The sequence below is a fragment of the Mesorhizobium shangrilense genome (genome assembly GCF_040537815.1).
GTDB classification, from domain to species: Bacteria; Pseudomonadota; Alphaproteobacteria; order Rhizobiales; family Rhizobiaceae; genus Mesorhizobium; species Mesorhizobium shangrilense.
The window spans coordinates 178,653-202,408 of the sequence record NZ_JBEWSZ010000001.1; the positions used below are offsets into that span (position 1 = coordinate 178,653).

Annotated in this window: 23 protein-coding genes; 13 read left to right on the forward strand and 10 right to left on the reverse strand. The window is 64.1% G+C overall.

Features of this window, described 5'->3' with window-relative positions:
• The first annotated feature begins 81 nt into the window (after window positions 1–81).
• The 3 genes from ABVQ20_RS01020 (at window position 82) to ABVQ20_RS01030 (ending at window position 3,820) form a co-directional block, all read left to right on the forward strand.
• On the forward strand, window positions 82–1,788 hold the full coding sequence (locus ABVQ20_RS01020; protein ID WP_354457645.1) for a peptidoglycan D,D-transpeptidase FtsI family protein: 1,707 nt from the start codon (window positions 82–84) through the stop codon (window positions 1,786–1,788).
• A 173-nt stretch (window positions 1,789–1,961) separates the two neighbouring features.
• Window positions 1,962–3,191 (forward strand): aromatic ring-hydroxylating oxygenase subunit alpha, encoded by a 1,230-nt coding sequence (locus ABVQ20_RS01025; protein WP_354457646.1) that lies wholly within the window; start codon window positions 1,962–1,964, stop codon window positions 3,189–3,191.
• A gap of 32 nt (window positions 3,192–3,223) precedes the next feature.
• The gene (locus ABVQ20_RS01030; RefSeq protein WP_354457647.1) at window positions 3,224–3,820 is read left to right on the forward strand and encodes a YdeI/OmpD-associated family protein; all 597 of its coding nucleotides are present in this window, start codon (window positions 3,224–3,226) and stop codon (window positions 3,818–3,820) included.
• Window positions 3,821–4,058: 238 nt separating this feature from the next.
• Here ABVQ20_RS01030 and ABVQ20_RS01035 read toward each other — a convergent pair whose 3' ends face one another.
• Complete coding sequence (locus ABVQ20_RS01035) at window positions 4,059–4,820, reverse strand: helix-turn-helix transcriptional regulator (RefSeq protein WP_354457648.1); 762 nt, start codon at window positions 4,818–4,820, stop codon at window positions 4,059–4,061.
• 263 nt (window positions 4,821–5,083) lie between these two features.
• Here ABVQ20_RS01035 and ABVQ20_RS01040 point away from each other — a divergent pair, with 263 nt between their 5' ends.
• Window positions 5,084–5,371 (forward strand): hypothetical protein, encoded by a 288-nt coding sequence (locus ABVQ20_RS01040; protein ID WP_354457649.1) that lies wholly within the window; start codon window positions 5,084–5,086, stop codon window positions 5,369–5,371.
• Window positions 5,368–5,787, forward strand: coding sequence for a hypothetical protein (locus tag ABVQ20_RS01045; RefSeq protein WP_354457650.1), 420 nt, complete (start codon window positions 5,368–5,370; stop codon window positions 5,785–5,787). The genes ABVQ20_RS01040 and ABVQ20_RS01045 overlap by 4 nt, the downstream gene beginning before the upstream one ends.
• Before the next feature lie 120 nt (window positions 5,788–5,907).
• Here ABVQ20_RS01045 and ABVQ20_RS01050 read toward each other — a convergent pair whose 3' ends face one another.
• A complete protein-coding gene (locus ABVQ20_RS01050; protein WP_354457651.1) occupies window positions 5,908–6,630 on the reverse strand; it encodes a Crp/Fnr family transcriptional regulator in 723 nt (240 codons plus the stop codon).
• A gap of 418 nt (window positions 6,631–7,048) precedes the next feature.
• Between ABVQ20_RS01050 and ABVQ20_RS01055 the strand changes: the two genes are divergently transcribed.
• Window positions 7,049–7,249 carry a hypothetical protein gene (locus tag ABVQ20_RS01055; protein ID WP_354457652.1) on the forward strand — a complete coding sequence of 67 codons (201 nt, stop codon included), beginning with the start codon at window positions 7,049–7,051 and terminating at the stop codon, window positions 7,247–7,249.
• Between the two features lie 25 nt (window positions 7,250–7,274).
• Here ABVQ20_RS01055 and ABVQ20_RS01060 read toward each other — a convergent pair whose 3' ends face one another.
• Both ABVQ20_RS01060 and ABVQ20_RS01065 read right to left on the reverse strand, forming a co-directional pair.
• Window positions 7,275–8,411, reverse strand: a complete 1,137-nt coding sequence (locus ABVQ20_RS01060) for a flavin-containing monooxygenase (RefSeq protein ID WP_354457653.1) — start codon at window positions 8,409–8,411, stop codon at window positions 7,275–7,277.
• A gap of 201 nt (window positions 8,412–8,612) precedes the next feature.
• Window positions 8,613–9,491 (reverse strand): protein-L-isoaspartate O-methyltransferase family protein, encoded by an 879-nt coding sequence (locus ABVQ20_RS01065; protein WP_354457654.1) that lies wholly within the window; start codon window positions 9,489–9,491, stop codon window positions 8,613–8,615.
• Between the two features lie 452 nt (window positions 9,492–9,943).
• Between ABVQ20_RS01065 and ABVQ20_RS01070 the strand changes: the two genes are divergently transcribed.
• Window positions 9,944–11,275, forward strand: a complete 1,332-nt coding sequence (locus tag ABVQ20_RS01070; protein ID WP_354457655.1) for an APC family permease — start codon at window positions 9,944–9,946, stop codon at window positions 11,273–11,275.
• Window positions 11,276–11,690: 415 nt separating this feature from the next.
• Here ABVQ20_RS01070 and ABVQ20_RS01075 read toward each other — a convergent pair whose 3' ends face one another.
• Window positions 11,691–12,467, reverse strand: coding sequence for a helix-turn-helix transcriptional regulator (locus tag ABVQ20_RS01075; RefSeq protein WP_354457656.1), 777 nt, complete (start codon window positions 12,465–12,467; stop codon window positions 11,691–11,693).
• A gap of 128 nt (window positions 12,468–12,595) precedes the next feature.
• On the opposite strand from ABVQ20_RS01075, the gene ABVQ20_RS01080 reads away from it, so the two are divergent.
• Entirely contained in the window at window positions 12,596–14,047 is a 1,452-nt protein-coding gene (locus ABVQ20_RS01080) for an amidase (RefSeq protein WP_354457657.1), read from the forward strand.
• Here ABVQ20_RS01080 and ABVQ20_RS01085 read toward each other — a convergent pair.
• The 3 genes from ABVQ20_RS01085 to ABVQ20_RS01095 form a co-directional block, all read right to left on the reverse strand.
• On the reverse strand, window positions 14,025–15,173 hold the full coding sequence (locus ABVQ20_RS01085; protein WP_354457658.1) for a DUF1501 domain-containing protein: 1,149 nt from the start codon (window positions 15,171–15,173) through the stop codon (window positions 14,025–14,027). The genes ABVQ20_RS01080 and ABVQ20_RS01085 overlap by 23 nt on opposite strands.
• 4 nt (window positions 15,174–15,177) lie before the next feature.
• The gene (locus ABVQ20_RS01090) at window positions 15,178–16,569 is read right to left on the reverse strand and encodes a DUF1800 domain-containing protein (protein WP_354457659.1); all 1,392 of its coding nucleotides are present in this window, start codon (window positions 16,567–16,569) and stop codon (window positions 15,178–15,180) included.
• Window positions 16,570–16,683: 114 nt separating this feature from the next.
• Window positions 16,684–17,094, reverse strand: a complete 411-nt coding sequence (locus ABVQ20_RS01095) for a VOC family protein (protein WP_354457660.1) — start codon at window positions 17,092–17,094, stop codon at window positions 16,684–16,686.
• Window positions 17,095–17,189: 95 nt separating this feature from the next.
• Between ABVQ20_RS01095 and ABVQ20_RS01100 the strand changes: the two genes are divergently transcribed.
• Entirely contained in the window at window positions 17,190–17,903 is a 714-nt protein-coding gene (locus ABVQ20_RS01100) for a helix-turn-helix transcriptional regulator (RefSeq protein WP_354457661.1), read from the forward strand.
• 39 nt (window positions 17,904–17,942) lie between these two features.
• On the opposite strand, the gene ABVQ20_RS01105 is transcribed toward ABVQ20_RS01100, so the two are convergent.
• Entirely contained in the window at window positions 17,943–18,938 is a 996-nt protein-coding gene (locus ABVQ20_RS01105; RefSeq protein WP_354457662.1) for a LacI family DNA-binding transcriptional regulator, read from the reverse strand.
• Window positions 18,939–19,235: 297 nt separating this feature from the next.
• On the opposite strand from ABVQ20_RS01105, the gene ABVQ20_RS01110 reads away from it, so the two are divergent.
• The 4 genes from ABVQ20_RS01110 to ABVQ20_RS01125 all read left to right on the forward strand — a co-directional run bounded on the left by ABVQ20_RS01110 (window position 19,236) and on the right by ABVQ20_RS01125 (window position 22,901).
• Window positions 19,236–20,039 (forward strand): ABC transporter ATP-binding protein, encoded by an 804-nt coding sequence (locus tag ABVQ20_RS01110; RefSeq protein WP_354457663.1) that lies wholly within the window; start codon window positions 19,236–19,238, stop codon window positions 20,037–20,039.
• A 19-nt stretch (window positions 20,040–20,058) separates the two neighbouring features.
• Entirely contained in the window at window positions 20,059–20,871 is an 813-nt protein-coding gene (locus tag ABVQ20_RS01115) for an ABC transporter permease (RefSeq protein WP_354457664.1), read from the forward strand.
• Window positions 20,872–20,924: 53 nt separating this feature from the next.
• A complete protein-coding gene (locus tag ABVQ20_RS01120; protein ID WP_354457665.1) occupies window positions 20,925–21,908 on the forward strand; it encodes an ABC transporter substrate-binding protein in 984 nt (327 codons plus the stop codon).
• Window positions 21,909–21,986: 78 nt separating this feature from the next.
• Entirely contained in the window at window positions 21,987–22,901 is a 915-nt protein-coding gene (locus tag ABVQ20_RS01125; RefSeq protein WP_354457666.1) for a nucleoside hydrolase, read from the forward strand.
• A 110-nt stretch (window positions 22,902–23,011) separates the two neighbouring features.
• Here the strand turns inward: ABVQ20_RS01125 and ABVQ20_RS01130 are convergent, their stop codons facing one another.
• A complete protein-coding gene (locus ABVQ20_RS01130) occupies window positions 23,012–23,392 on the reverse strand; it encodes a hypothetical protein (protein WP_354457667.1) in 381 nt (126 codons plus the stop codon).
• Window positions 23,393–23,756: the final 364 nt, after the last annotated feature.

Below are 23,756 nucleotides of genomic sequence, written 5' to 3' on the forward strand. Positions count from 1 at the left end.
CCGTTAATCGATTAAAGCTAAGGAATTGCATTAAGGCGACGGGCAATGGCCCTTCGCATCGACTGACCAAGGCCTTAGCAGATGAATTCTCTTCGTTCCAATATCTTTCCGTTTTCGCTGTTGCGGCCGCGCCGGGGGAACCCTTCCGTGGATGGCGAGCGCAAGCGCGGCCGCCGGCGCATGGCGATCACGATGGCCGCCTTTGCGGCTATTTTCTGCATCATCGGGGCGCGACTGGTGTTCTACGGTTCGTCCACACCGCACGCGCCGGATGCTCTTGCGCGGCCGGTCGGCGCGGCGCGACCAGACATCATCGATCGCAACGGGACTATACTGGCGACCGATCTGCGCATGGCGTCGCTCTATGCCGAGCCACGGCGGATCGTGGACGCCAACGAAGCGGTCGAGAAGCTCGCCGGCGTGCTGCCCGAGCTCGACTACGAGCAGACCTATCACAAGCTCAGGAGCGGGTCGGGCTTCATCTGGCTGAAGCGGCAGCTTACCCCCCGGCAGCAGCAGGATGTGCTGGCGCTGGGCATTCCCGGCATCGGCTTTCGCCCGGAAATCAAGCGCTTCTATCCAGGTGGCGTCCAGGCGTCGCACGTATTGGGACTGACCAACATCGACAATGTGGGCCTGTCGGGAATGGAGAAATGGATCGACGATCAAGGACTTGTCGACCTGCGCGGGGCAGGCCTGGGGGGCAGCGGTGCGTTCCAGCCGGTCCAGCTGTCGATCGACGCGCGTGTCCAGCATGTCGTCCATGACGAGCTTTCGCGCGCGATGGAACGCTACAAGGCCACGGCGGCGGGCGGCGTGATCCTGAACGTCAAGACGGGCGAGGTGATGGCCATGGTCTCGCTTCCGGACTACGACCCCAACAACCCGTTCAACGCGCTTGAAAAAGACCGGCTCAATCGCATGTCGGCCGGTACGGCGGAGATGGGCTCCACCATCAAGACGTTCACGACCGCGATGGCGATGGAGATCGGTGGCGCCGGCATCTCGACGATGTTCGACGCCAGCGCGCCCATCATTGTCGGCCGGCAAAGGGTGCGCGACGCCCATGGCAAGGGGCGGCCCCTGTCGCTGGAAGAGGTCTTCCTGTTTTCCTCCAACATCGGTTCAGCCAAGGAGGCGATGATGGTTGGCGTGGAGCGGCATCGCGAGTTCCTGGAGCGGATGGGGCTGCTGTCGCGTATGACGACCGAGCTCCCGGAGGTGGCCCGGCCCGTCCAGCCGAAAATATGGAAGCAGGCGACCTCGATCACCGCCGCCTTCGGCCACGGCTTTGCCACGACCCCGCTTCAGACGGCGGTCGGCATCGCGGCCATCTTGAACCGGGGCAAGCTGGTTCCAGCGACTTTCGTGCGCAGATCCGAGGAGCAGGCCAGTGCGCTCGCCCAGACCGTGGTCAGTGAAGAGACGAGCAGGAGCATGCGCTATCTCTATCGCCTCAACGGGATAAAGGGCTCGGGCCGGCGCGCCAACATCAAGGGCTTCCGCGTCGGCGGCAAAACCGGCACGGCCGAGAAGGTCATTGCCGGGCGCTATGCCAAGAACCACAATTTCAACGTCTTCGCGGCGGCCTTTCCGATGAACGATCCGCAATTCGTCGTCCTGGTCGTGGTCGACGATCCGCGACCGGAGCGCTCCGGCATGGGCATCACCGCCGCCTCCAATGCCGCGCCGGTGGCAGGCGCGATCATCGAAAGGACGGCCGCGATGCTTGGCGTGCGGCCGGATTTCACCGATGACACCCAGCTCACGGTCAACAGTCTGCGGTGATGGCCGCTTTCGACAGGTGACGCGGCTCGCCTGCCGTCACATTCCGTCGGCTGTACCAACGGAATCCGCCGGTGAGGGCCGCGGCCCGGCGTCGACATCCCGGCGCTGGCCGGTTACCATCGCCGGCATACAAACCGCCAGACAATACAAACAGCCAGATAAGGGAACGGCAGATGAGCGTGCGTCCTCTCCAGCAAACCCACACCGAAGGCGACGCCATCGACCAGCTGGTCGCGTCGCACCGGCCGGGCCATGGCCTGGTCCGCGCCTTCTATCATGACCCCGCCATCTATGCGCGCGACATGGAGCGCGTCTTCCGCCGCCACTGGCATTGCCTGGCGCATGCCAGCGTCATTCCCAACCCCGGCGATTTCGAACTGTTCAAGCTGGGCGACGAGGCCGTCATCCTGACGCGCGGCACGGATGGAACCATCCATGCCATGCTCAATGTCTGCCGCCATCGCGGCGCCGAGGTCTGCACCAAGGAGAAGGGCAATGCGAAGATGTTCGTCTGCCCCTACCACGCCTGGACCTATTCCAATGATGGATCGCTGCGCGCGGCGCGGCTGATGCCCAAGGATTTCGACCGCGCGGCGCACGGCCTGAAGAAGCTGCATGTCCGTGTCGCCGAAGGCCTGGTGTTCATCTCCTTCGCCGAGACGCCGCTGGATTTCGATCCGATCGAGCAGTCGCTGCGCACCAGCTGCGGCCAGTATGGCTGGGCGGATGCGAAGGTCGCGCACCGGCAGAGCTATCCGGTCGACGCCAACTGGAAGCTCGCCGTCGAGAACTATGTCGAGTGCTATCATTGCGGCCCGGCGCATCCGGAATATTCGCAGACGCACGCGCTGGAAAAGCCCAAGGAGATGATCGAGCAGCTCAACGCCGCGATGGAGCAGCGCACCTGCGCGCTCGGCATCGAGATCCACAGCGGCAACCGCTGGCAGAATTCGGCGGCCGGGCAGGAAGCGATCGATACGTTCCGCTACGCGCTCTATGACGGCGTTTCGAGCGGCAGCCAGGACGGCTCGCCGGTGGCGCCGCTGATGGGCCGCTTCACCGACTATGATGGCGGCGTCACTTCCATCCACCTCGGCGGCACGACGTTCCTGGTCTGCTATCCCGACCACGGCATGATCTACCGCTTCATTCCCAAGACCGCCGACACCTGCGAGATGGAACTGATCTGGCTGGTGCGTGGCGACGCTGTCGAGGGCGAGGATTACGACCTCGAAAAGCTGACCTGGCTGTGGAAGGTCACCACCGACGAGGACAAGAAGATCATCGAGCACACCTCGCGTGGCGTGCGCTCGCATTATTTCGTGCCGGGGCCTATCGCGCCGATGGAATATAACGAGCTGCGCTACATCAACTGGTATCTCGAAGAGATCGCGCGCGCCTGACCGATGATGCTTGACATGGGAAGGGTCGGCTGATGGCGCCGGTCAAGGTGGACCCCGACAAGGTCAGGGAGTTCGAGGACGCCGCCAGTTTTTACACCTGGCTGGCGGGGAACCACGACGCGGAAAGCGAAGTCTGGATCAAGATCCACAAGGTGGATTCAGGCCTGAAGTCGATCACGGCCAAGCAGGCGATCGACGTGGTGCTGTGCTTCGGCTGGATCGACGCGGTGCGCAAGTCGTTCGACGACAAGAGCTTCCTGCAGCGCTACACGCCGCGCGGCAAGAAGAGCATCTGGAGCAAGATCAACATCGACAATGTCGCCCGGCTGGTCGAGGAAGGCCGCATGACCGGCCATGGCCTCAAACAGGTCGAGGCGGCCAAGGCCGACGGCCGCTGGGACCGCGCCTATGGCAGCGGCAAGGGCCTGCAGATCCCCGACGACCTGCAGGCGGCCATCGATGCCGTGCCGGAGGCCAGGGCGATGCTGGCGCGGCTCAGCGCGCAGAACCGTTTCTCGCTGGCGTTTCGCATCCACAATTTGAAGACCGAGGCCGGCCGCAGGAAGAGGATCGAGGCTTTCGTCGAGATGCTGAAGCGCGGCGAGACGATCCATCCGCAGGGCAAGTGAGGCTTTGGGCAGGCGATGCAATTTGTATCGCTAGCGCTTGAGCGCCCCCCTCTGTCCTGCCGGACATCTCCCCCTCAAGGGGGGAGATTGGCGGCTTCAATGTCGTCGCACATTCTTCAACGTTGATGATTGGCGAAAGCCGCAATGACAGCCAATCTCCCCCCTTGAGGGGGAGATGTCCGGCAGGACAGAGGGTGGCGCGACAGAACGCGGTTTCAGGCATATTAGCGACTGCCGCTTAGCTGCCTGATGCCTGGCTTTCCCGCGTCAGGCTGACCACGAGCTGATCCACGCCGGGATCGTCAAGGCTGACGACATGGGCCATGCGGATCGCGTCCCTCGGGCGGATCCTGGTCAGGTGCTGGCGCATGATCACCGACACGAAGGCGGGGCCGGAGCCGGTCAGCACCATGGCCGTGCCCCGGAGAACCGGTTCCGAGATCGGCGCCCACTGCACGGCCATCAGCGATGGTTCCCCCACCTGCCGGCGGTTGACGCCGTTGAAATAGACCCAGTTCAGGCGCGAGATGGCCACGCCATAATGGTTGCCGCGCGCACGCGCCAGCGTGGCCGGCCCATGGCGCTCCACCCAGCCGGTGACCCTCCGGAACGTGACCAGCTCGGCGTCGCGCCGCACGAATGTCACCGATCGCATCAGGAGGTCGGCCTGGCCCGGAATCGAAAAATAGGTGAAATAGAGGCCGCCAGCGATCGCTGGAGTTGGGGGCCGCGTCAAGCTCTCGAACAGGCTTCTGGAAACCGGCGGCAGGCCCGGAATGCGCGTTCCCGGCTCGCTCTGGTTCTGGTAGAGTTGATCTTCGCCGATGCCGAAGTAGTCGCAGATCAGTTTGGCGGTCTTCCTGTTGGGCACGGTGGTGCCCTGCAGGTATCGCTCGAACTGTGTTCGATTTATATCAAGCTCGCGGCAGACAGCACTGACGGAGGCATGGCTTTCGCAGAGCCGTTTCAGGTTTTCCGAAATATTCTTGCGAATTGGCACGACATCGTCCCCGCCGCGACAGACGTCCGAACTCGAACCACTTACTCGCCTAATCCCCAACCAATATTGCACCAATTTTCATCCACTGCGATCGCCTCGCGAAAAAAAATGACCGGGCATATGTCTGCAACCCGCAAAAGAGCGAGAAACCGTACGTTTCCGACATTTTGGCTAGGCAAATGATCAGAATGGGCGTATCTCCGGTTGCAAGAGCGACCCGTTTTTGCGGACCGGCCTCTCGACATCGTGGGATGGAGAGCGGTGTGGACAATACCAACCTGCGCGACCTTCTTGAATTTACGCATACCCAGTTGAACACGATTCGCAAGGCTGTCGCGGCAAGCGGGCATGCCAGGACGATGTTCAGCATCGATTGCCTGGTTGGCGCCGCCGCCGAACAGGCGAAATGCAAACTTGCCGGCCTGAATGGCGGCGACATGCCGATGGGCCGTCGTATTGACGCAGTCGATGACGGCGTGGCGGCGCCGGGCAAGCTTGCGTCAGGCAGGGCAGGGCAGGGTGTTTCACCACGGCCAAGGCGGTGCCCTTGAGCCTGTTCACGAGACTTCGCGCCAGCAGCGTTTCGGCAAGTGTGATCCCCTATAAATTCGTGCTTTTGGAATCCGGCATTCCCAAAGCGGACAAGCCCGATGAGAATGTCAAAGCCTTCGTCGCCGAAAGGGCGGGCTTCAAGGCGGTGAGGGGCTGGCTGATCCTCCATGGCGCCATTCTCGACAAGCATGTCGTCGTCGAGCAGGTCAGGACAAGAGTCCGGTTCGACGTGACGCCGCTGATGGTTTCTGCCCCCTTCTTCGAGCATCCGGGTCCGCTGGAGGAATTCGAAGGATTGTGCGGGCAGATCAGCCTGCCTTTCTGGCCGGGTCCGAACCCGATTGTTCGGGATTCGGCTGAGACCGATCCCACCGAGGCAGCTCCGGCAGAGTCCGAAAGCGAACCGGGAGAGTGACCTGGCCGCAGGCGGCTTGTCCGCGGATTGCGTCATTGGATGGAATCGCCGTTCTCTTGGATGCGATCTTTCCGAAGATCCGATCCGCTCCGGATCAGACGCCAGGGGCCTGACTTGAAGTCATGCCTGGGCGGCGCCGATGTCTCCGATAAGCCTGGCATATTCGGCTTCCGCCTCGCCATAGCTGCCATTGGCCAGCTCGATGAGCCCGGCGCGGTCGCGGATGATGACCTCGCCACGGCGCGAGCGGATGAGTGAGCGACCCTCGAGCAGTTGCAGGGTGATGGTCACGCCAGGCCGTCTCACGCCAAGCATGCTGGCGAGGAATTCATGGGTGATGGCCATGCGTTCGTCGGGCAACCTGTCGTCGCACATGAGCAGCCAGCGGGCCAGGCGTTCCTCGAGCTTCAACTGGGCATTGGCCAGCGCGGTGCAGCCGGTCTGGGTCTGCATGTAGTTGACGAAGCGCAGCAGGTAGAGACGCAAGGTCGGGCTTGCCGCCAGCGCGGCATTGAAATGGACGGCGTCGATGCGGATGGCTTCGCCTTCAAACAGCATCGAGCATGCGTGCGCCGCACGGTCGTCCCCCATCACCAGCGAAGCCCCGGTCATGCCTTCGAAGCCGATGAAACCCACCTCCGCGCCATGTCCGCTCGCTGTCCTGGCAATCACGGCGGCTATGCCGTGCTCCATGAAATGCACGGCTTCGATGGGGGTGTCGGGAGTGACGAGCATGGCCCGCAACGGCAGGTTGCGGCGCGTCATATAAGGTTCGATCAGCGCCAGATCGTCTGGCATCATCCGCCGCAACAGCTCGTTCCGGTACGGTCGGGGATCAGACATGGCGCGGTCCGACAGGGGGCACGAACCGTCCAACCTCCGCCATGCCCGGCGCAACGCGTTGGCACTCCTCGGCATATGGGGAATGGAAACAGAAAGACTCAAGAATGCGGCATTGAATTCGATTCACGGCGACCCCCATCGCCCGAATACGAAAAGATCGATCTGAACGTTAGTGTTGGAATCGCACCAACCCCCATTGGTATAAAAGCGACATAGTTCTGAGCCAAACACACCGGAAATTAGCCGGCTTACGAGAAGGCTTGCCGTTATGGCGAATAGCCGTTCGCCACTCCGGTGCTTGCCGCTCAGGCCCGGGTTTTGTCGGCCTGCCGCTGGCCCCGCCAAGCCCCCGAAAACTTGCGTCACAATCGCGGCATCACGCTATTTCAGCATTCCCTGATGTGCTATCGCGGCATCAATGTGGGAGCCTATCGCCAGCGCGCCGCCGGATCGGCTTGTACAAGTGGCCGTCGCCAGTGCCGGCAAGCTGACACCATTGCGTTTTCCCTGCCGGCTCTCCGGGGCCGGCTGGGTGCATGCCGTGACCGACGAGCCGATCGGCGTCGAGCCAACGCATTGGCGCGAATGGCACATACGCCTGGTGATCCGCGACGATTGAGCGCCCCGGCGGCGGATGGTTCCCGTCAGCCGGCCGTGATCGCCGCCGCGATGGCACGGGCCTGCAGCCGCGCATTGGCGAAGCAGCCGCGGATGCTCGGCCGCATGCCGATGAACCACAGGCCGGGCAGGCGCTGATCGTTGCCGGCGCCGTTGAAAAGCGGATAGCCCTTGGCGTCGAGCACGCCGAGCTTGCCAACCATCTGTTCGAGCCCCGTGCGATAGCCGGTGGCGGCGATGACGATGTCGGGGCGTACCCGCTGGCCATTGGCGAGGATCACGCCATCGCGGTCGAACTGGCCGACCTCCGCCACCACTTCGATCTTGCCGGCCTTGATGGCGTCGACCGCGCCGTCATCGGACGCGATCGCCACATAGTCGCCGGCCAGGCGGCTGGCGCCGCCGACGTAGGCGGCCGGCAGGTTGAACCGCGTCAGGTCGCCGAAGGCCATGCGCTGGGTCGCCCGCAGCAGCGCGTCCGCGAGCCGGACCGGCAGGCGCGCTATATAGGGCGACATCAGATGAACCGGGATGTTGAAGATGCGCTTGGGCAGCAGCGTTGGCCCGTGCCGCGCCGACAGCCAGATGGCTGAGGTCTCGATGCCGCCCAGATGGTTGAGCACGTCGAAGCCCGAATTGCCGGCGCCAACAACCAGAACCTTCTTGTTGGCGTAGTCGCCGGCATTGCCGAAATCGGCCGAATGGATGATGCGGCCGGGAAACTCCGCCATGCCTTTCCACTTTGGAATGTAAGGGGTGCGGTCGCGCCCGGTGGCGATGACGACATGGGCGGCGGTCCGCGTCCCCATGTTGGTGGCGATCGTCCAGTGGCTGCCGGTGAAGGCGATCTCGTCGATGCAGACGCCAAATTCGATCGGCAGCCGGTGATGGCTGCGGAACTGGTCGAGGTGATCGATAACCACGGATTTGTCCGGGAAGGCCGGCGTGCCCGCCGGGTAGTCGACGCCGGGCAGGCGCGAAAGCGAGCGATGCGTGTTCAGATGCAGGTCATGGTGCCGACGCCGCCACGGCTCGCCGATGCGGTCTTCCTTCTCCAGAAGCCGGACCGAGACGCCGGCCATGATCAGGGCGTGTGTGGCGGCGAGACCAGCCGCGCCCGCGCCGATCACAATGACTCCGTCGAAAGTCCTGGTTCCATGCATGGGTGGCCTCGGCAACAACAAAAAAAGCCGCGCTCGACCACCCAACCTCATCAAGCACAACCGCCCGGTAGTACCGGTCAAGTTGCTGATATGCCTAGTTTGTGGCGACAGCCAGCGTGGCGGCAGGCAGTCCTGTACAATTTGCCGTTACCTGACACCGAAGCCGTGCTCCCTGGGCGCAGGCATCCGGGCCGCCTTGCATCAATCGCCATTGTGGGTGCCGCTGATGCCGGCGTCGCCGAGTTTGGTCAGCGGTACGAAGGACAAGGTCCCGCCCTGATAGATGTCCGAACGCGCGACGGAGATGCTGCCATCCGCGGACTGCTTCTTGGTGACCTTCAGCACATGCTGGGCGCCCGGCGGTCCGACAGGGATGACCATGATGCCGTTGGGCCGCAGTTGCTGCAGCAGGGGTGGCGGGATGTGGTCGATGCCGCAGGTGACGATGATCCTGTCGAACGGCGCCTCTTCCTTCAGGCCGTAATAGCCGTCGCCCGTATGGGTCGAGATGTGCTTGTATTCGGTGTAGCCTTCGGCGATGAGCCCGTCATAGATGCCGCGCGTGCGGGCGGCCAGCGGCTTGATGATCTCGATCGAATAGACCTTGTCGGTGAGATAGGAAAGATAGGCGGACTGGTATCCCGAGCCGGTGCCGATCTCCAGCACCTTGTCGCCATGGCGCACGTCGATGGAATTGGTCATGCGGGCAACGGTGTGCGGGCCGGTGATGGTCACGCCATAGCCGATGTCGAGATAATGCCATTCATAGGCGCGCGCGACGTTCGCCTTGGTGACGAAGCGTTCGCGTGGGGTCAGCAGGTAGGCGCGCTTGTTGCTGGTATCCCACACGTCCTTGTGAGCGATCAGCTGTTCGAAGCGGTCCCAGCGCTGGCCCAGGAAATCAGCAGCTTCGCCGCGATTCTTCTGCATCCACTGGATGTATTCGGACTTGCCGGTCAGAGGAGGGCCGTCGGCTGTATTCAAGGGCGCCGGAACCTTGGCGGCGGCGCTGGTCGCAAAGGCTGCGGAAACCAAGCCTCCCGCACCGCAAAGCATCAATTCGCGCCGGCTCAGTGCCATGGGCGTTTGACCTTTCTGGTCCCCGGACAGCGTGAAGCAATACATGCCGTCGGTCAACCCGCTTCAGCCGCGGCCGCGGACAGGCCACGGAGATCGTCCGTTGAACCAAGCCTAGATGGCGTAGCTTGAGGCCAGATTGCCGCAACCATACAAAAGGGTAAGGCTTGCGAAGTCGGGCGGCTCAATCGCGGATGGCTCGCGCGGCCTTCCACGACAGGTCGAACGCACCCCCGACCGATGCTTTTGAGGTTCCGATACGCACCATCTTCCTTGGGGCGGCGAGCGCGCCAGCCGCCTGGGACAGGCGCGATTTCGCATAGTACCTTGGGGTTATGGTCGCGCTGCGCCGGCTAAGTCATGTTTTGCGTCAACTTCAAGAAATGCCACCGGAGGCCTGCGTTACGGCCAGTTTCCGGAAAAGGCATCGAACACATCTTTCCGGAGGCGGAACCATGCAAGACACTGTCAAACTCGACCGCACGCTCGGACTCTGGTCCGTCGTGCTTTTCGGCCTGGCCTACATGACGCCGATGATCGTCTTCGGCACCTTTGGCGCGCTGGCGGCGGCAAGCCAGGGAACGACCGCCATGGCCTATCTCATAGCTGCCGCGGCCATCCTGCTCACCGCCATCAGCTACGGCGTCATGGCGCGGGTGTATCCGGTCGCCGGCTCGGCCTACACCTATGCCCGCCGCTCGATCAGCCCCAGCATCGGCTTCCTTGTCGGCTGGGCGGTGCTGCTCGACTATTTCTTCCTGCCGATGGTGATCTGGCTGATTGGTGCCGCCTATCTCGCCTCGGCCTTCCCCGCGGTTCCGACCTGGGTGTGGATCGTCAGCTTCATCGCGGTGACGACGGTGGTCAATGTCGTCGGCATCGCCTTCGCCAACCGCGTCAACTTCATCCTGATGCTGGTGCAGCTCGGCGTGCTCGCCGCCTTCCTGTTCCTAGCCGCCCGCTATGTGGTGGCGCTGAACGGACCCGGCGGCCTCGTTTCGGTCACGCCCTTCTTCAAGGAAGGCGTGCCGTTCTCGGCCTCGGTCGCGGGTGCGGCCATCGCCGCCTATTCGTTCCTTGGCTTTGACGCCGTGTCGACGCTGACCGAGGAGACCAGGGATGCAAAGCGCACCATGCCGAAGGCAATCCTGATCATCGCGCTGGCGGGCGGCCTGATCTTCATTGCCTCGGCCTATGTCACGCAGCTTGCCCATCCCGGCATGGATTTCGTCTCGGTCGACGCCGCCGCCACCGAAATCGCCAAGGCGATCGGCGGCGACCTGTTCGTCACCATCTTCCTGGCAACGCTGGTCGTGGCGCAGTTCACCTCGGGTCTTGCCGCGCAGGCGAGCGTCGGCCGGCTGCTCTACGCCATGGGGCGCGACACGGTGCTGCCCGTCTCGTTCTTCGGCAATCTGCATCCGAAGTGGCAAACGCCGATCCTCAACCTGATCCTTGTCGGCATCGTCGGCCTTGCGGCGCTGACCATGGACGTCACCACCTCGACCTCGTTCATCAATTTCGGCGCCTTCCTCGCCTTCACCGCCGTCAACGTCTCGGTGATCGCGCTCTACCTGAAGCATGACCAGCAGGTGCGTCCGCTCGGCATGCTGATCGGGTTGATCATCCCGGCGCTGGCGGCGGTCTGCGACCTCTTCCTGCTGTGGAACCTCGACGGCAATGCCAAGGTGCTCGGCCTGGTCTGGCTGGCGGTCGGCATCGTCTATCTCGCCTACCTGACCAGCTTCTTCCAGGTCGCACCGCCGGAGATGGATTTCGCCGAATAGGGCACGAGCGGCGGCCTCTTACAGTGAGTCAGGCCGCCGCTTTATCTGCTTGTTCGGGAATCGGAATTTTCGGCTCTCGTTTCGACATCCGATTTGGCCAATTCTACTTGATAGACACTTCGCGGATGTCTCCTGCGTCGCCATGCATTGAGAGTTATCATCAACGCACCGTAGCCCAATATGGCAAGCATGCTCCACAGAACACCGAGATTACCCATGGCGACAAGAAGCACGCAAGCAACAATCACCACGGCGTAATACAGGACAGAGGCCCAGACATATCTTTCCATCTGAGAGCTACTACTCATCGATCACTCCTGGCTCGAAAGCGCGATTCATAACCCACTGATGCTGAGCGATTCGTTCCGAGAATGTGCACACAAAGCTGGCGGCGGCCATCTGCTTGAGTTCAAACCTAGGCCAAAAACAGTCGGAACAGTTCCGCCTGGCTGGATATGGCAAGTTTCGAATAGATCTGCCGGCGATGGACCTTCACCGTGTTGGGCGACAGCGACAGGACTGCGGCGAGCGAGAGGTTGGAATGGCCCTTGAGGACCAAAGTGACGATTTCGAGCTCGCGCCTGGTCAGCAGTGGATGTTCGATCCGCGCCGCCGGGGCGGCGTTCTTGATGTCGAGCGAGAGGCCGGGGACATGAAACCAGTGCCGCGCCGCCAGCGCGCAGACGATGGGCGCGGCGGATTTCAGCCGCTCCAGCTCGTCTTCGGCAAACAGCGGCGCGGAACCTGTTCGCGACAGCGACAGCACGCCGGCAAAACCGTTCTCCAGCTTCAGCACGAAACCGATCTCGTCGATGATCTCAGTCGTCGCATAGTGGCGCCGATAATATTCGGTGTGCGCGAAATCGTCGGGCGCGAGTTCCCGCATTACGATCATGCGCTCTGTGCCGTCGCCGCGTACCGCGTCGTAGAATGGGTCCAGCACATAGGCGCCGGCAAGGTAGCGGTCGACGATGATCGAACGCTCGGCGACGATCTTCTCATTGTAGAGGTCGAAGGCGCGCCCGGCCGGCGAATAGATAAAACCGTTCATCATCTGGAAGGGCGTCAGCAGGCGAAGTGCCGCCGCCAGCGCATCGGGAAATCCGCGCGCGCCGATTGCGGCCGCCGCGGCGCCAAGGCCGGCATTCCAGGCATCGAAGGACGGATGCGGGCCTTTGTCGGCGGATTTCATGGCAACGGCGGGTCCTCTGTTCCAGCGTTGGCGAGATTGTGCAGGTCCGGCGTCGCGGGGCAAGAATGCTTTCCGTTTCCTTCCAAAAACCAAAGCCAACCGGCATGAATTCACCGGAGAACCGAACCATGACCCATCCGCTGGACCTCAACGCCAACGCCATCGCCGACGGTGTCCGATCCGGCGCCTTCAGTGCGCAGACGGTGGTTGAAGAGTCCATCCGCCGCGCCAGGGCAGTCGGCGAGAGGCTCAACGCCTTTGCCGTCATCCGCGAGGAGCAGGCGCTGGAAGCGGCTGCCCAAGCCGACCGGGCCGTAGCGCTGGGCGAGGCCACCGGGCCGCTGCATGGCGTACCGTTCGCGGCCAAGGACCTGACGCCGACCGCCGGCGATCTGACGACGCTGGGGTCATGGACGAAGGGCGATTGGGTGCCGACGGAGACGGCGCTGTGCATCCGCCGCCTGCAAGCCGCCGGCGCGATCCTGATCGGCAAGACGACGACGCCGGAATTCGCCTTCTCCTCCTTCACCAACAGCCCACGCTGGGGCGTGACCCGCAACCCGTGGAACCCGGAGCGCACCAGTGGCGGTTCTTCCGGTGGCGCCGGCGTGGCGGTGGCGACGGGCGTGGTGCCCTTCGCCGAGGGCACGGACATGGGCGGCTCGGTGCGCATTCCCGCCGCCTTCTGCGGCGTCGTCGGGCTGAAGCCCAGCCTCGGTCGCATCCCGATGACCATCCTGCCCAGCGTGTTCGACAACATCTCGCATTTCGGCCCGCTGGCGCGCAGCGTCGGCGACGCCGTCGCCTTCATGGAAGCGGCGGCGGGCGGCAGCGACGAGGACATCGCCTCGCTGCCGATCGGTTTTGACGGCGCGGCGGCTGGCATTGGCGGGCTCGAAGGCAAGCGTTTCGCGCTGTCGCTCGATCTCGGCTACTACCAGATCCAGCCACAGGTCGAAGCCGTCATCCGGCAGGCCGTGGCGGAGATGCGTCGGGCAGGGGCCGTCGTCGACGAGGTGCCGATGGGCTGGACGCGCGCCGTCAACGACGAGTGGTTCGATCTCTGGTGCGTCTTCATGTCGGCCTTCTTCGGCGACGAACTCACAGTTCATCGCCACCACATGGACCCGTCGGTGGTTTCGATGATCGAACGCGGCCTGGCGATGAACGCGACCACCTACAAGCGGGTGGAGCTGCTGCGCACCACGATGTGGCGGGATATGGCGCGGCTCTACGAAAACTACGATGCGCTGCTGTGCCCGACCTGCGCCATCACAGCGCCGCCGGTGACCGAGAACGACGACGACTATGCCGCAACGCTGCCCGATGGCCGTTTCAAGGGGCTGGACCTCACCTGTCCCTTCAACATGCTGCCGCAACTGCCGGCGCTGTCGCTGCCCGCCGGCTTCGCGGCGGACGGACTGCCGGTCGGCCTGCAGATCGTCGGCCGGCGTTTTGCCGACGAACAGGTGCTGTCGATGGCGACGGCCGTGGAGGCGCGGCTCACCGCCGCCAGCATCAGCGCGGCACCGATAGCTACTCACACTGACGCAGCGCTCAGGCTGATATCAACCCGCTGAGCGCCTTGTTGAACGGCCGGTCCGGAAACAAAGTGCGCATGGTCAGTTCCGGGTCGAGATGCAGGCTCTCGGCGGCGACGGTGGCGATCAGCGCGTCGAGGTCGAGGGTCGGGGCGAGGTCGCGGCCCTCATAGAGCGCCTTGGCCGAAAGGCCCGGCCAGTCGGAGAGGATGCGGCCGCCCTTGACGGCGCCGCCCACCACCATGGCGGCCGATGCCGTGCCGTGGTCGGTGCCTTGCGTGCCGTTGGCGGCGGCGGTGCGGCCGAACTCGGTGGCCACGAACACGGTGGTCTGGGCCCAGTTGTCGCCAAGGCCGTCGCGCAGTGCCGCGATCAACGCGTCGAGGCCGCGCAGCTGGTTGCCGAGCCTCCCGGCCTGGGCGCTGTGCGTGTCCCAGCCATTGGTCTCGATCATGGCGATGCGCGGTCCGTCGGCGCGGCCAAGGAAGGTCGCCGCGGTGCGGCCGACATCCTGTGGGCTCTGGCCGGCCTTCTGCTGGTCGGCAAGGCCGCGCGCTTGCATCGCCTCGCTCCACAGCGCGTGCAATTGCGGGTCGGCATCGTAGAGCGTGCTGACGCGCGTCAGCAGGTCGTCGTCGGCCTCCTTGAGGTTGGAGGGCGCGTAGGAGGTGACCTCGGCGCCGCCGCGCAAGGCGAGCGGAATGGTCGGCGCGAAGGCAATCGCATCGCCCTTCGATTTCGGCATCAGCGAGACCAGCCGGTTCAGCCAGCCATCCTTGAGCTGGTAGGGATTGACGCCGCCGGTCTCCAGCACGTTCTGGCCATCGAAATGCGAACGGTCTCGATAGGGCGAGGCGACGGCCTGCACGAACAGCGCCTGTTTGGCCGCATACATCTTGGCAAGCTCGGCCAGCGAAGAATGCAGCGCGAAGGTGCCGTCGAGTTTCAGCGCCGTGGCCGGATCGATGGCGAGGTCGCCGCGCAGACCGGCATAGGCGGGGTCGGCATAGGGGACGACGGTGTTCAGCCCGTCGGCAGCACCGCGCTGGATGATGAAGACGAAGCGCCGCTCGGTCGCGACATTGGCGAAGACGATGTGCGGGGCAAGCAACAGCGATCCGGCGCCGGCGGCGGCGAAGCGGAGGAACTGGCGGCGGTGGATCATGGTCTTACCTCCGTTGGAAATCGGGCGAGACGATCAGGAGCGCGAGGCCGGTGTGCAGCGATTCCGCGCGGCCGACTTCGGTGGCGGTCATCGTGCTGACAGCAGGCAAGATGCGTGGCGCGAGCTGGCGCGGATCGATGTCGAGTTTGCGGGTCAGCCGCTGCGCGACCTCGACCCGGCGCACCAGCGCGTCCGGCGCGGCCCAACTGGCGGCGATATCGTCATAGCCGGCGGGCGAGCGCGGCCGCCACACGGGCTGGCCAAGCTGGTTCAGCATCGGCGCCACCGGCATGTCGGTCACATCGGTCATGCCAAGTCCGCGCAAGGCGGAAATCGTCCATTCCCATGGCGTCTTGAATTTCACCGGCTGCGGCGTCCACGCCGACTTCAGATCGATCAGCGTGTGATAGACCGTCGGCAGATCGCCGCGCGACGAGATGAAGGCGGCCTGCAGGGCGGCAACCGCCTCATCGGGCGGATCGTCGGCGATGAAATGGCGGGCGAGCTTGGTCGCCAGATGCAGCGCCGTGGCGTCGGAAGACGCCAGGTCGTGCAGCACCGCGCGGGCCTGACCTTCGCCCTGCTGCGGGTAGCTCTTGCCGATGATGGTTTTTGGGCCGGGCTCGTGCATGGGCGGGCGGAACTTGAAGCCGGCGGTCTCGTCGCCTTCGGTTTTCGCATTGAGGCCGCCGATGCTCCAGCCGCTCAGCGCCAGCGCGAACTGGGTGACGTCGGCCTGCGTGTAGCCGGTGCGGACGCCCAGCGTGTGCAGTTCCATGATCTCGCGGGCGAGGTTCTCGTTGATGCCGATCTTGCGCTTGTTGCCGTTGCGCTCGACGCGCTCGGCCAGCTTGCTGTTCGGCCCGGCCGATCGGACCTGGTCGAGGAAGAACAGCATCGCCGGATGCCGCTCGACAGCGATCAGCATGTCCTCGAAACGTCCCAGCACATGCGGCCGGATCGCCTCGCGCTCGAAGGCCCCGGCCAGGATCGTCACCTGCGGCTTGTCGGCGGAGACAGCGAAATGATTCGCCCAGAAATAGACGAGCCGTTCCAGGAACGGGGTAGGGGTCGTCAGTGCCGAGGCGACGCGCATGGCGACCTCAGTGCGGTAGAGCTCCTGGCCCTTCTGGCGCAGCGCCTTCAGCGCCGCGGCCTTGGCGTCGGCATCGTCGTCCTTCGCGTCAGCCTTCAGGTCGGCGCGATCCTCCCGGTATTGCGATGCGATCGCGGCGGAGGTGTCGGCCGAGGCAAAGGCGGCCGGCGCCGCCTCATAGTGGTCCATCTGCCCAAGCAGCCACTGCCTGGGGTCGGCGGGCGCCGTGTCGTCGGCGCGCGCGCCCAGCCCGAAGCGGTTGAGCGCGATGGCCTGGTCGGCATTGGGGGGAGTGGCCATGTGTGCAATCCCTGCAAGGTTGGCTTGTTGCAAGGTTGAACGGATGGTGGCGGTCGATCCGTCGCGGCGGGCCAAATTTAGTTTGCGTCTCGGCTGGGCCGGCAGGCGCGAATTCTACGCACCCTGCTTGTCGAACTTCCGGATTGCCTCGGCGGTGACAGGCGTGAAGAAGTTGACCAGATTGCCGTCGGGATCGCGAAACAGGAGCGAGCGGTTGCCCCAGGGCATGGTGGTCGGCTCCTGCACGATGGCGCCGGCGAGGGTTCCCGACAGCCGGTCGAATTCGGCATCGACGTCGCCGACGCGGAATTCGAGGATGGCGGTGTGGTTGTCGGCGGGGCGGGCAATATCGCCGCCGAACAGCTGCAGGGTGCGCGTGCTGCCGATGGCCAGCGTGCAGGCCGGTGTCACGAGCTCGCCGAAGTCGGGCGTGTACATCGTCACGGCCATGCCGGTGATCTCCTCGTAGAAGCGCGCCAGGCGCTGGACGTCGGTGGTGATGACGCGGATCGAGACGAAATTCATGATGGTCTTCCCTTGTTGGCTGAAGCCCGCGACCGGGCCTGTAACCGACTGGTAAACCGGGGCTGCTGCCAGCATAGTGGCAACAGGAGGACGCAATGCGCCGCGCCGATCGACTGTTCCAGATCATCCAGATCATGCGGCGCTCCAGCCGTCCGGTGACGGCCAGTCAACTGGCCGAGGAGCTCGAAGTGTCGAAGCGCTCGGTGTACCGCGACATCGCCGACCTGATCGGACAGCGTGTGCCGATCGAGGGCGCGGCGGGTCTGGGCTACGTGCTCGACCCGGATTTCGACATGCCGCCGCTGATGCTGACGCCCGACGAGCTGGAGGCGGCCGTGCTGGGTGCGCAATGGGTGGCGGACAAGGGCGACGCGGTGCTGGCGGCGGCCGCGCGCGACCTGATCGCCAAGATATCGGCAGGCGTTCCCGAACATCTACGCCCCTTCATCGCCAACCCGACCATCGGCCCGACCATGGGCGCGCCGCCGGGCAGAGGGACCGCGCCGGACGGCATCGATGTCACGCGCACCCGGCAGTGGATCCGCAGCGGCCGCAAGATCCATATAAGCTACCGCGACGACCAGGGCAGGGAGAGCGAGCGGACGATCTGGCCGGTGATCATCGGCTATGCCGAAACCGTCCGGCTGCTCGCCGCCTGGTGCGAGCTGCGCTCGACCTTCCGGCATTTTCGGATGGATCGCATCATCGCCGCCGAATTCCTGGACGAGCGCCACGGCCGCCGGCCCGTCGATCTCAAGGCGCAATGGACGCGCCACTTCGAGGCCGAGCGCCGCGTCAGCCTGTTCTGACGCGAGGCGATCGGGGAGGCGGGTGACCGGTTCTTCGCGCTATGTCGTCTCGCGCTGGATCACCGTTGGCTCCATCAGCACCATCCGGCGCGGATGGGTGGGATCATCCAGGAAATCGATGAGCGCGCCGATCGCCAGATGGCCGGCCTCCGAAATGCGCCTTTCGATCGTCGACAGGGGCCGGACGAGAAGCGGCGCGATGTAGATGTTGTCGAAGCCCATCACCGCGCAGTCTTCGGGAACGCTCAGGCCTCGTTCGCGAAGCGCCACGGTGGCGCCCATCGCCAGCATGTCGCTCATGCAGCACATGGCGGAGAAGCTGGTGCGGTCGAGCAGGGTGCGTGTCGCCAGCAGTCCGAACCGATGGTTGAAGGCGCCGCACTCGATCAGGTCGGGATCGACCGGCAGCCCGGCCTCGCGATGCGCCCGCTCGAACCCCGCGCGCCTGATCCGGGTGTTCGAGGCCAGGGGGTTGCCGCTGACGAAGGCGATGCGGCTGTGTCCGTTGGCGATCAGATGGCTGGCCGACAGGAAGGCGCCGATCTCGTAATCGGTGTCGATGCGCGCGGCGAGGCAATCGAGGTCGGGAACCTCCCGGTCCATCGACACCAGGGGGATGCGAAGCCTCTCCAGCAGCCCGGCATCCGGAATCAGGTCGCTGGCGGCGAGTACGATGCCATCGACACCGTGGCTGGCGAGGAAGGTCAGATGCGACGCCTCTTTTTCGGGGTCGCTGTCGGAATTGCACAGGATTGTCGAATAGCCGCGCTCGCGCGCGGCCTCGTCGCAGGCGCGGACCAGCTCGGTGAAATAGGCATTGAGGATATCCGGCACGATGATGCCGATGACGCGCGAACTGCGGGTGATCAGCGAGCGGGCAATCGAGTTGGGCGTGTAGTTGAGTTCCTTGACCAGGGCCCGGATTTTTCCCCGGGTCTCCTCGCTTATGAACTGGTCTTTCCGGTTGAGGACCTTTGAAACCGTTGCGGTCGATACACCAGCCCGCCGGGCGATATCCTTGATCGTCGTTGCCACATTCCCTCGCCACCTCGACCAGCGACAGCCTGTCTCCAGCCGCCATCGCAACGTCGATCCGCGATTAGCACGGATACCGATTCCGAGAAACAGGTCGCGCGATCGACAGCCTTCGCCGCGCGATTGACAACCGCGATATTAGCATCTAGGTAAACGTTTACCTACGCAAGTTCTTCGTCGTTCTACGCGTCGGAAGGCTTCCGTTGGTTACCAGGCACATCCGGGGAGGGTCGGGTGTGTCTTGGGGGATTTATGCTTTTTCGAGACGGCGCCTGCCTGCATCGAAGGGATTTCTGAATGCGACAAACGCTTGAGCCGGGCGCTGTCGGCGAGGAGGCTACCGGATTGCGAACATCACCCGTGACCAAACTGTCGATCGAGAAACTCAATGTCAGTTTCGGGTCGGTGACCGCGCTCAGCGATGTCAGCCTCGACATCGCCGATGGCGAATTCGTCTGCATCCTCGGCGCCTCCGGCTGCGGCAAGAGCACGCTGTTCAATGTCGTCTCGGGACTGCTGCAGGCGACGTCGGGCAAGATTGTGCTCGACGGCCAGGACGTCAGCAGCCGTCCCGGCCAGGTCGGCTACATGCTGCAGAAGGATCTGATGCTGCCCTGGCGCACCGTGCTCGGCAACATCACGCTGGCGGCGTCGCTGACGCGTGGTGCCACGGCCAGGGACCAGGAACAGGCAGCCGAACTGGCGACGCGTTATGGCCTGGGCGACTTCCTCAACCACTATCCGCACGCACTGTCGGGCGGCATGCGCCAGCGCGTCGCCATGATGCGCACGATCGCCGCGGGACGGCAGGTGATGCTGCTCGACGAACCGTTCGGCGCGCTCGACGCGCAGACGCGCCTTGGCATGCAGCAATGGCTGCTGCAGCTGTGGCGCGACCTCAACCGCACCATCCTGTTCGTCACCCATGACGTCGACGAGGCGATCTATCTTGCCGACCGCATCGTGGTGATGACGCCGCGCCCCGGCCGCATCGCCGAGATCCTGACCGTCGACCTGCCCAGGCCACGGCCGCTGGAAGTGTTGACGACCGACGTTTTCGTCGGCCTGAAGCGGCAGATCATGAAGCACCTCTACCACTGATCCAGGGAAGGTCACCGAAATGAACACACGGTTTGGAGCGGCCGCAGGGCCGTTCATGATCTGGGTCGTGGCCATGGTGCTGATCCTGGCCTCCTGGCAGGTGCTGGTATGGGTCACCGGGCTGCCGCCCTATGTCATTCCGCCGCCGGCGCTTGCCTTCTCGACGCTGTTCGACAATTGGCCCCGGCTTTCGGTGCTGACCGGCCAGACGCTCTATGAAACCGCTGTTGGTTACCTGCTCGGCGCGCTCATCGGCTTCCTGCTCGCCCTCGCGATGGGGCAGATCCGCGTGGTGCAGCGGCTGGTCATGCCGGCACTGATCATCTCGCAGGCCGTGCCGATCGTCGCCATCGCAGCACCCCTGGTCATCGTCTTCGGCTTCGGCCTGACGCCAAAGCTGATCATCGTCGCCTGGATCGTGTTCTTCCCGGTCGTCGTCAACGTGCTCGACGGACTGGCTTCGGTCGACCGCGACATGCTGAACCTCGCCCGCCTGATGGGCGGCGGCGGGTTGCGCACCTTCGCCATCGTCAAGCTGCCGGCCTGCATCGGCCCGCTGTTTTCCGGCCTCAAGATCGGCGCCACCTATGCGGTGACGGGCGCGGTGATCGGCGAATGGACGGCATCGTCCAAGCAGGGCCTGGGCACGTATCTGCTGACCGCCAACGCGCAGATGAACACCGTCGGCGTCTACGCGGCCATGCTGCTTTTGACCGTCATCGGCGTCGGCTCGTTCCTGCTGGTGTTCGGGCTCGAAGTGCTGATGACGCCATGGCGCTCGCGCTCCACCGCACCGGCATGGGCGCAGTGGAAGCCAGCGCGGACCGCGTGAAGCGGCCACCCATCTCGAAATACCACCAACGATAACCGGAGGAGTTAGTTGATATGACCTATACAAGGATGATCTCGGCAACCGTGGGCCTGCTTGCCTTGGGTGCTGCCTTTGGTGCGGCACCAGCCGCTGCCGCCGACCTCACCACGGTTCGCTTCGTCTATGACTGGCCGAGTGCCGACTTCGAGTTGATCCCGACGCTGGTCGGCCAGCAGAAGGGCTTTTATGAAGCCGAGGGCCTCAAGGTCGATGTCATCTTCCCGCCGGACTCGCAGACCACCGCGCGGCTGCTCGCCGTCGGCCAGGCCGAGATCGGCTTCGAGGCCACCACCGACGTCGTGTTCGGCGCTTCGCAGGGCATCCCAATCACCTCGATCGGCCTCTACACGAAGAGCAACAATTGGGGCCTGTTCGGCCGTCCCGGCGAGCCGCTTTCGCTCGACAATCTGAAGGGCAAGTCGATCGCCATCTACACCGACTCCTGGACCAAGGCGATGATGCCTTTCGTGCTCAAGGCGGCCAAGCTGACCGAGGACGACGTCAAGCTGATCATCGCGCAGGATTCCGACACCAACCTGCTGCTCGCCGGCAAGATCGACATTGCCACCAACACCGAGAACTACCTGGTGCCGCAGGTTCAGGAGACGCTGAAGAAGGACCCGACCGCGCTTGTCGGCAAGGCCGCCGGCGCGCCCGACGTGCCGGTGTGGACCTACACCGCTTCCACCGACTACCTGGCTGCTCATGGCGACGTCGCCAAGAAGTGGATGCGCGCCACGATCAAGGCGACCGAATGGGCCGTCGAACATCCCGACGAAGCAGCCGATATGTTCACCAAGGCTTACCCGGAAGGCGGCAGCCTTGCCTACAACGTCTCCGGCTGGAAGCTGACCGCCGCGCTGATGAAGGGCGACACCGGCTACATGATGCAGGAAGACAAGAACTGGCTGCCGATCGCCCAGGCGCTGAAGGACACCGACCAGATCAAGGACGTCCTCCCAGCCTCGAAATACTACACCAACGAACTGCTGAAATAGGCGCGACATCGCCTCTCACGACAAGGGTCACCCCAAGCGGGGTGACCCTTTTTACCGCTACACAGGAAATGGACTTGCATGGCCAAGAGCAGAATTATCGTTGATTGCGACCCCGGCGTGGACGACGCCATCGCGCTTCTCCTGGCGTTTGCCTCGCCCGACGAGATCGAGATCGTCGGCATCACGACGGTCAACGGCAATGTCTCGCTGCCGTTGACCACGCGCAACGCCTTGCGCATCACCGCCATGGCCGGCCGCCAGGATATTCCGGTCCATGCCGGCTGCAGCCGCCCGATCATGCCGGGTCATCCGAGGGAGCCCTCGGTGCACGGGCTCGACGGCCTTGGCGATCTCGGCGTGGCCGATGCCACCCACGAGGCTGAGCGCCAGCACGCCGTCGACTTCATCATCGACACCGTGATGCGCGAGCCCGGCCAGATCACGCTGTGCCCGATCGGGCCGCTGACCAACATCGCGCTGGCGCTGATCAAGGAGCCGTCCATTGCGGCCAAGATCAAGGCCATCGTCCTCATGGGCGGCGCCGTCTTCAATCCGGGCAACACCGCGACCGATGCCGAGTTCAACATCTGGATCGATCCGCACGCGGCGCAGATCGTGCTGTCGTCGGGCATCCCGATGACCATGTTCGGACTGGACGTGACCCGGCATGCCACGCTGACCCAGGAGCGGTTCGACCAGCTGGAGCGCGACAGCAGCCCGATCATGAAGACGGCCATCGCCATGATGCGCTACTATGGCAGCGGCGACGCCAGCCTGCATGACCCCTGCGTGACCGCCTTCCTGATCGACCCCACCCTGTTCAAGGGCGTCGATGCGGTGGTTGAGGTCGACTGCGATCCCAAGGGCGCCTATGGCCGCACGCGGGCGGTCGAGAATGGCGCGGGCCAGGGCCTTCCGGTCTGCCATGTCATCACCGAGGTGGATGACTCCAGGCTGTTCCAGCTCATCGACCAGCGGCTGCGGCTTCTGTAGTTGCAGCTGAGGCGCCTGCGGCCGCCATTATCCTCGGAAAAGATGCGTCGGAGGCTTCGGGCTTTCGTCCGGGCCGCCGACGAAGCCGCTCCCCTCGGACAGTTTCCGCGTTACGCGCTTCGCCAGATCGCGCAGTAGGAATTGATGTCGGACCTGAACTGGACGATCTTCAATCTGTCACGGGCGGCGGCGATCTTGCGTTGTTTCATATAGTTGGCGTCGCCGACATCCCACCTCCAGAGGAGATTTCTGGGATTCGGCGCCCATTTGGTACGCAACAGGTATTCGGGGGGTGAGGTGCTTTTGTCCGACCAGCAGTCGATGGCGACAGGCATCATGCCATCTGCTTGCATCTGCTTGCTCTCGGCGTTCGCCTGATCCGTGGTCAGCCAGCCGTCATCCCGTCTGGCGCTGGTGGCGCAGCCTGCAACCACCAGACAAAGTCCTGCAAAGGCAGCCAACTTCAGGCCCGAGTGACGTCGATCGCTCATCTGGTGCGCCTCCTTTGGTCCGGACGTCAGGAAACCATCTATGTCCCTGGCTGACAAGGTCTCTGGCTGACAGGCGAAAGCGCTTCGTCGTCGGCGAAGAGGATTCCAACGCGTCCATGCGCCGGCGGCGAGATGCCATGTTCCAGCTCATCTACCGGCCACGGCCCATGACCGCCGGTACAGGGATCATGCCGGCGTGTTCAGCATGCCACACCTGTCTTCCCTCCCGATTGATCATGTGCAGCGTTCAGGGGGGCAGGGTGGGGAGCCTTGACTTACACCAGCCGAGGCATGGATGACCGCTTCGCGCCCTCATTCGGTCATTCGTGCCAAAGTTTCTTTGCTCCTAAAAGCCGCCATTCGG

Bases quoted from the DNA above. Each gene is read 5' to 3' on its own strand.
- ABVQ20_RS01065 (WP_354457654.1), bottom strand. From the start codon at position 9,491: ATGGCACTGAGCCGGCGCGAATTGATGCTTTGCGGTGCGGGAGGCTTG.
- ABVQ20_RS01085 (WP_354457658.1), bottom strand. From the start codon at position 15,173: ATGATCCACCGCCGCCAGTTCCTCCGCTTCGCCGCCGCCGGCGCCGGA.
- ABVQ20_RS01030 (WP_354457647.1), top strand. From the start codon at position 3,224: ATGGCGCCGGTCAAGGTGGACCCCGACAAGGTCAGGGAGTTCGAGGAC.
- ABVQ20_RS01050 (WP_354457651.1), bottom strand. From the start codon at position 6,630: ATGTCTGATCCCCGACCGTACCGGAACGAGCTGTTGCGGCGGATGATG.
- ABVQ20_RS01025 (WP_354457646.1), top strand. From the start codon at position 1,962: ATGAGCGTGCGTCCTCTCCAGCAAACCCACACCGAAGGCGACGCCATC.
- ABVQ20_RS01115 (WP_354457664.1), top strand. From the start codon at position 20,059: ATGAACACACGGTTTGGAGCGGCCGCAGGGCCGTTCATGATCTGGGTC.
- ABVQ20_RS01110 (WP_354457663.1), top strand. From the start codon at position 19,236: ATGCGACAAACGCTTGAGCCGGGCGCTGTCGGCGAGGAGGCTACCGGA.
- ABVQ20_RS01095 (WP_354457660.1), bottom strand. From the start codon at position 17,094: ATGAATTTCGTCTCGATCCGCGTCATCACCACCGACGTCCAGCGCCTG.
- ABVQ20_RS01075 (WP_354457656.1), bottom strand. From the start codon at position 12,467: ATGAAATCCGCCGACAAAGGCCCGCATCCGTCCTTCGATGCCTGGAAT.
- ABVQ20_RS01090 (WP_354457659.1), bottom strand. From the start codon at position 16,569: ATGGCCACTCCCCCCAATGCCGACCAGGCCATCGCGCTCAACCGCTTC.
- ABVQ20_RS01080 (WP_354457657.1), top strand. From the start codon at position 12,596: ATGACCCATCCGCTGGACCTCAACGCCAACGCCATCGCCGACGGTGTC.
- ABVQ20_RS01060 (WP_354457653.1), bottom strand. From the start codon at position 8,411: ATGCATGGAACCAGGACTTTCGACGGAGTCATTGTGATCGGCGCGGGC.
- ABVQ20_RS01120 (WP_354457665.1), top strand. From the start codon at position 20,925: ATGACCTATACAAGGATGATCTCGGCAACCGTGGGCCTGCTTGCCTTG.
- ABVQ20_RS01125 (WP_354457666.1), top strand. From the start codon at position 21,987: ATGGCCAAGAGCAGAATTATCGTTGATTGCGACCCCGGCGTGGACGAC.
- ABVQ20_RS01100 (WP_354457661.1), top strand. From the start codon at position 17,190: ATGCGCCGCGCCGATCGACTGTTCCAGATCATCCAGATCATGCGGCGC.
- ABVQ20_RS01020 (WP_354457645.1), top strand. From the start codon at position 82: ATGAATTCTCTTCGTTCCAATATCTTTCCGTTTTCGCTGTTGCGGCCG.
- ABVQ20_RS01130 (WP_354457667.1), bottom strand. From the start codon at position 23,392: ATGAGCGATCGACGTCACTCGGGCCTGAAGTTGGCTGCCTTTGCAGGA.
- ABVQ20_RS01070 (WP_354457655.1), top strand. From the start codon at position 9,944: ATGCAAGACACTGTCAAACTCGACCGCACGCTCGGACTCTGGTCCGTC.
- ABVQ20_RS01055 (WP_354457652.1), top strand. From the start codon at position 7,049: ATGTGGGAGCCTATCGCCAGCGCGCCGCCGGATCGGCTTGTACAAGTG.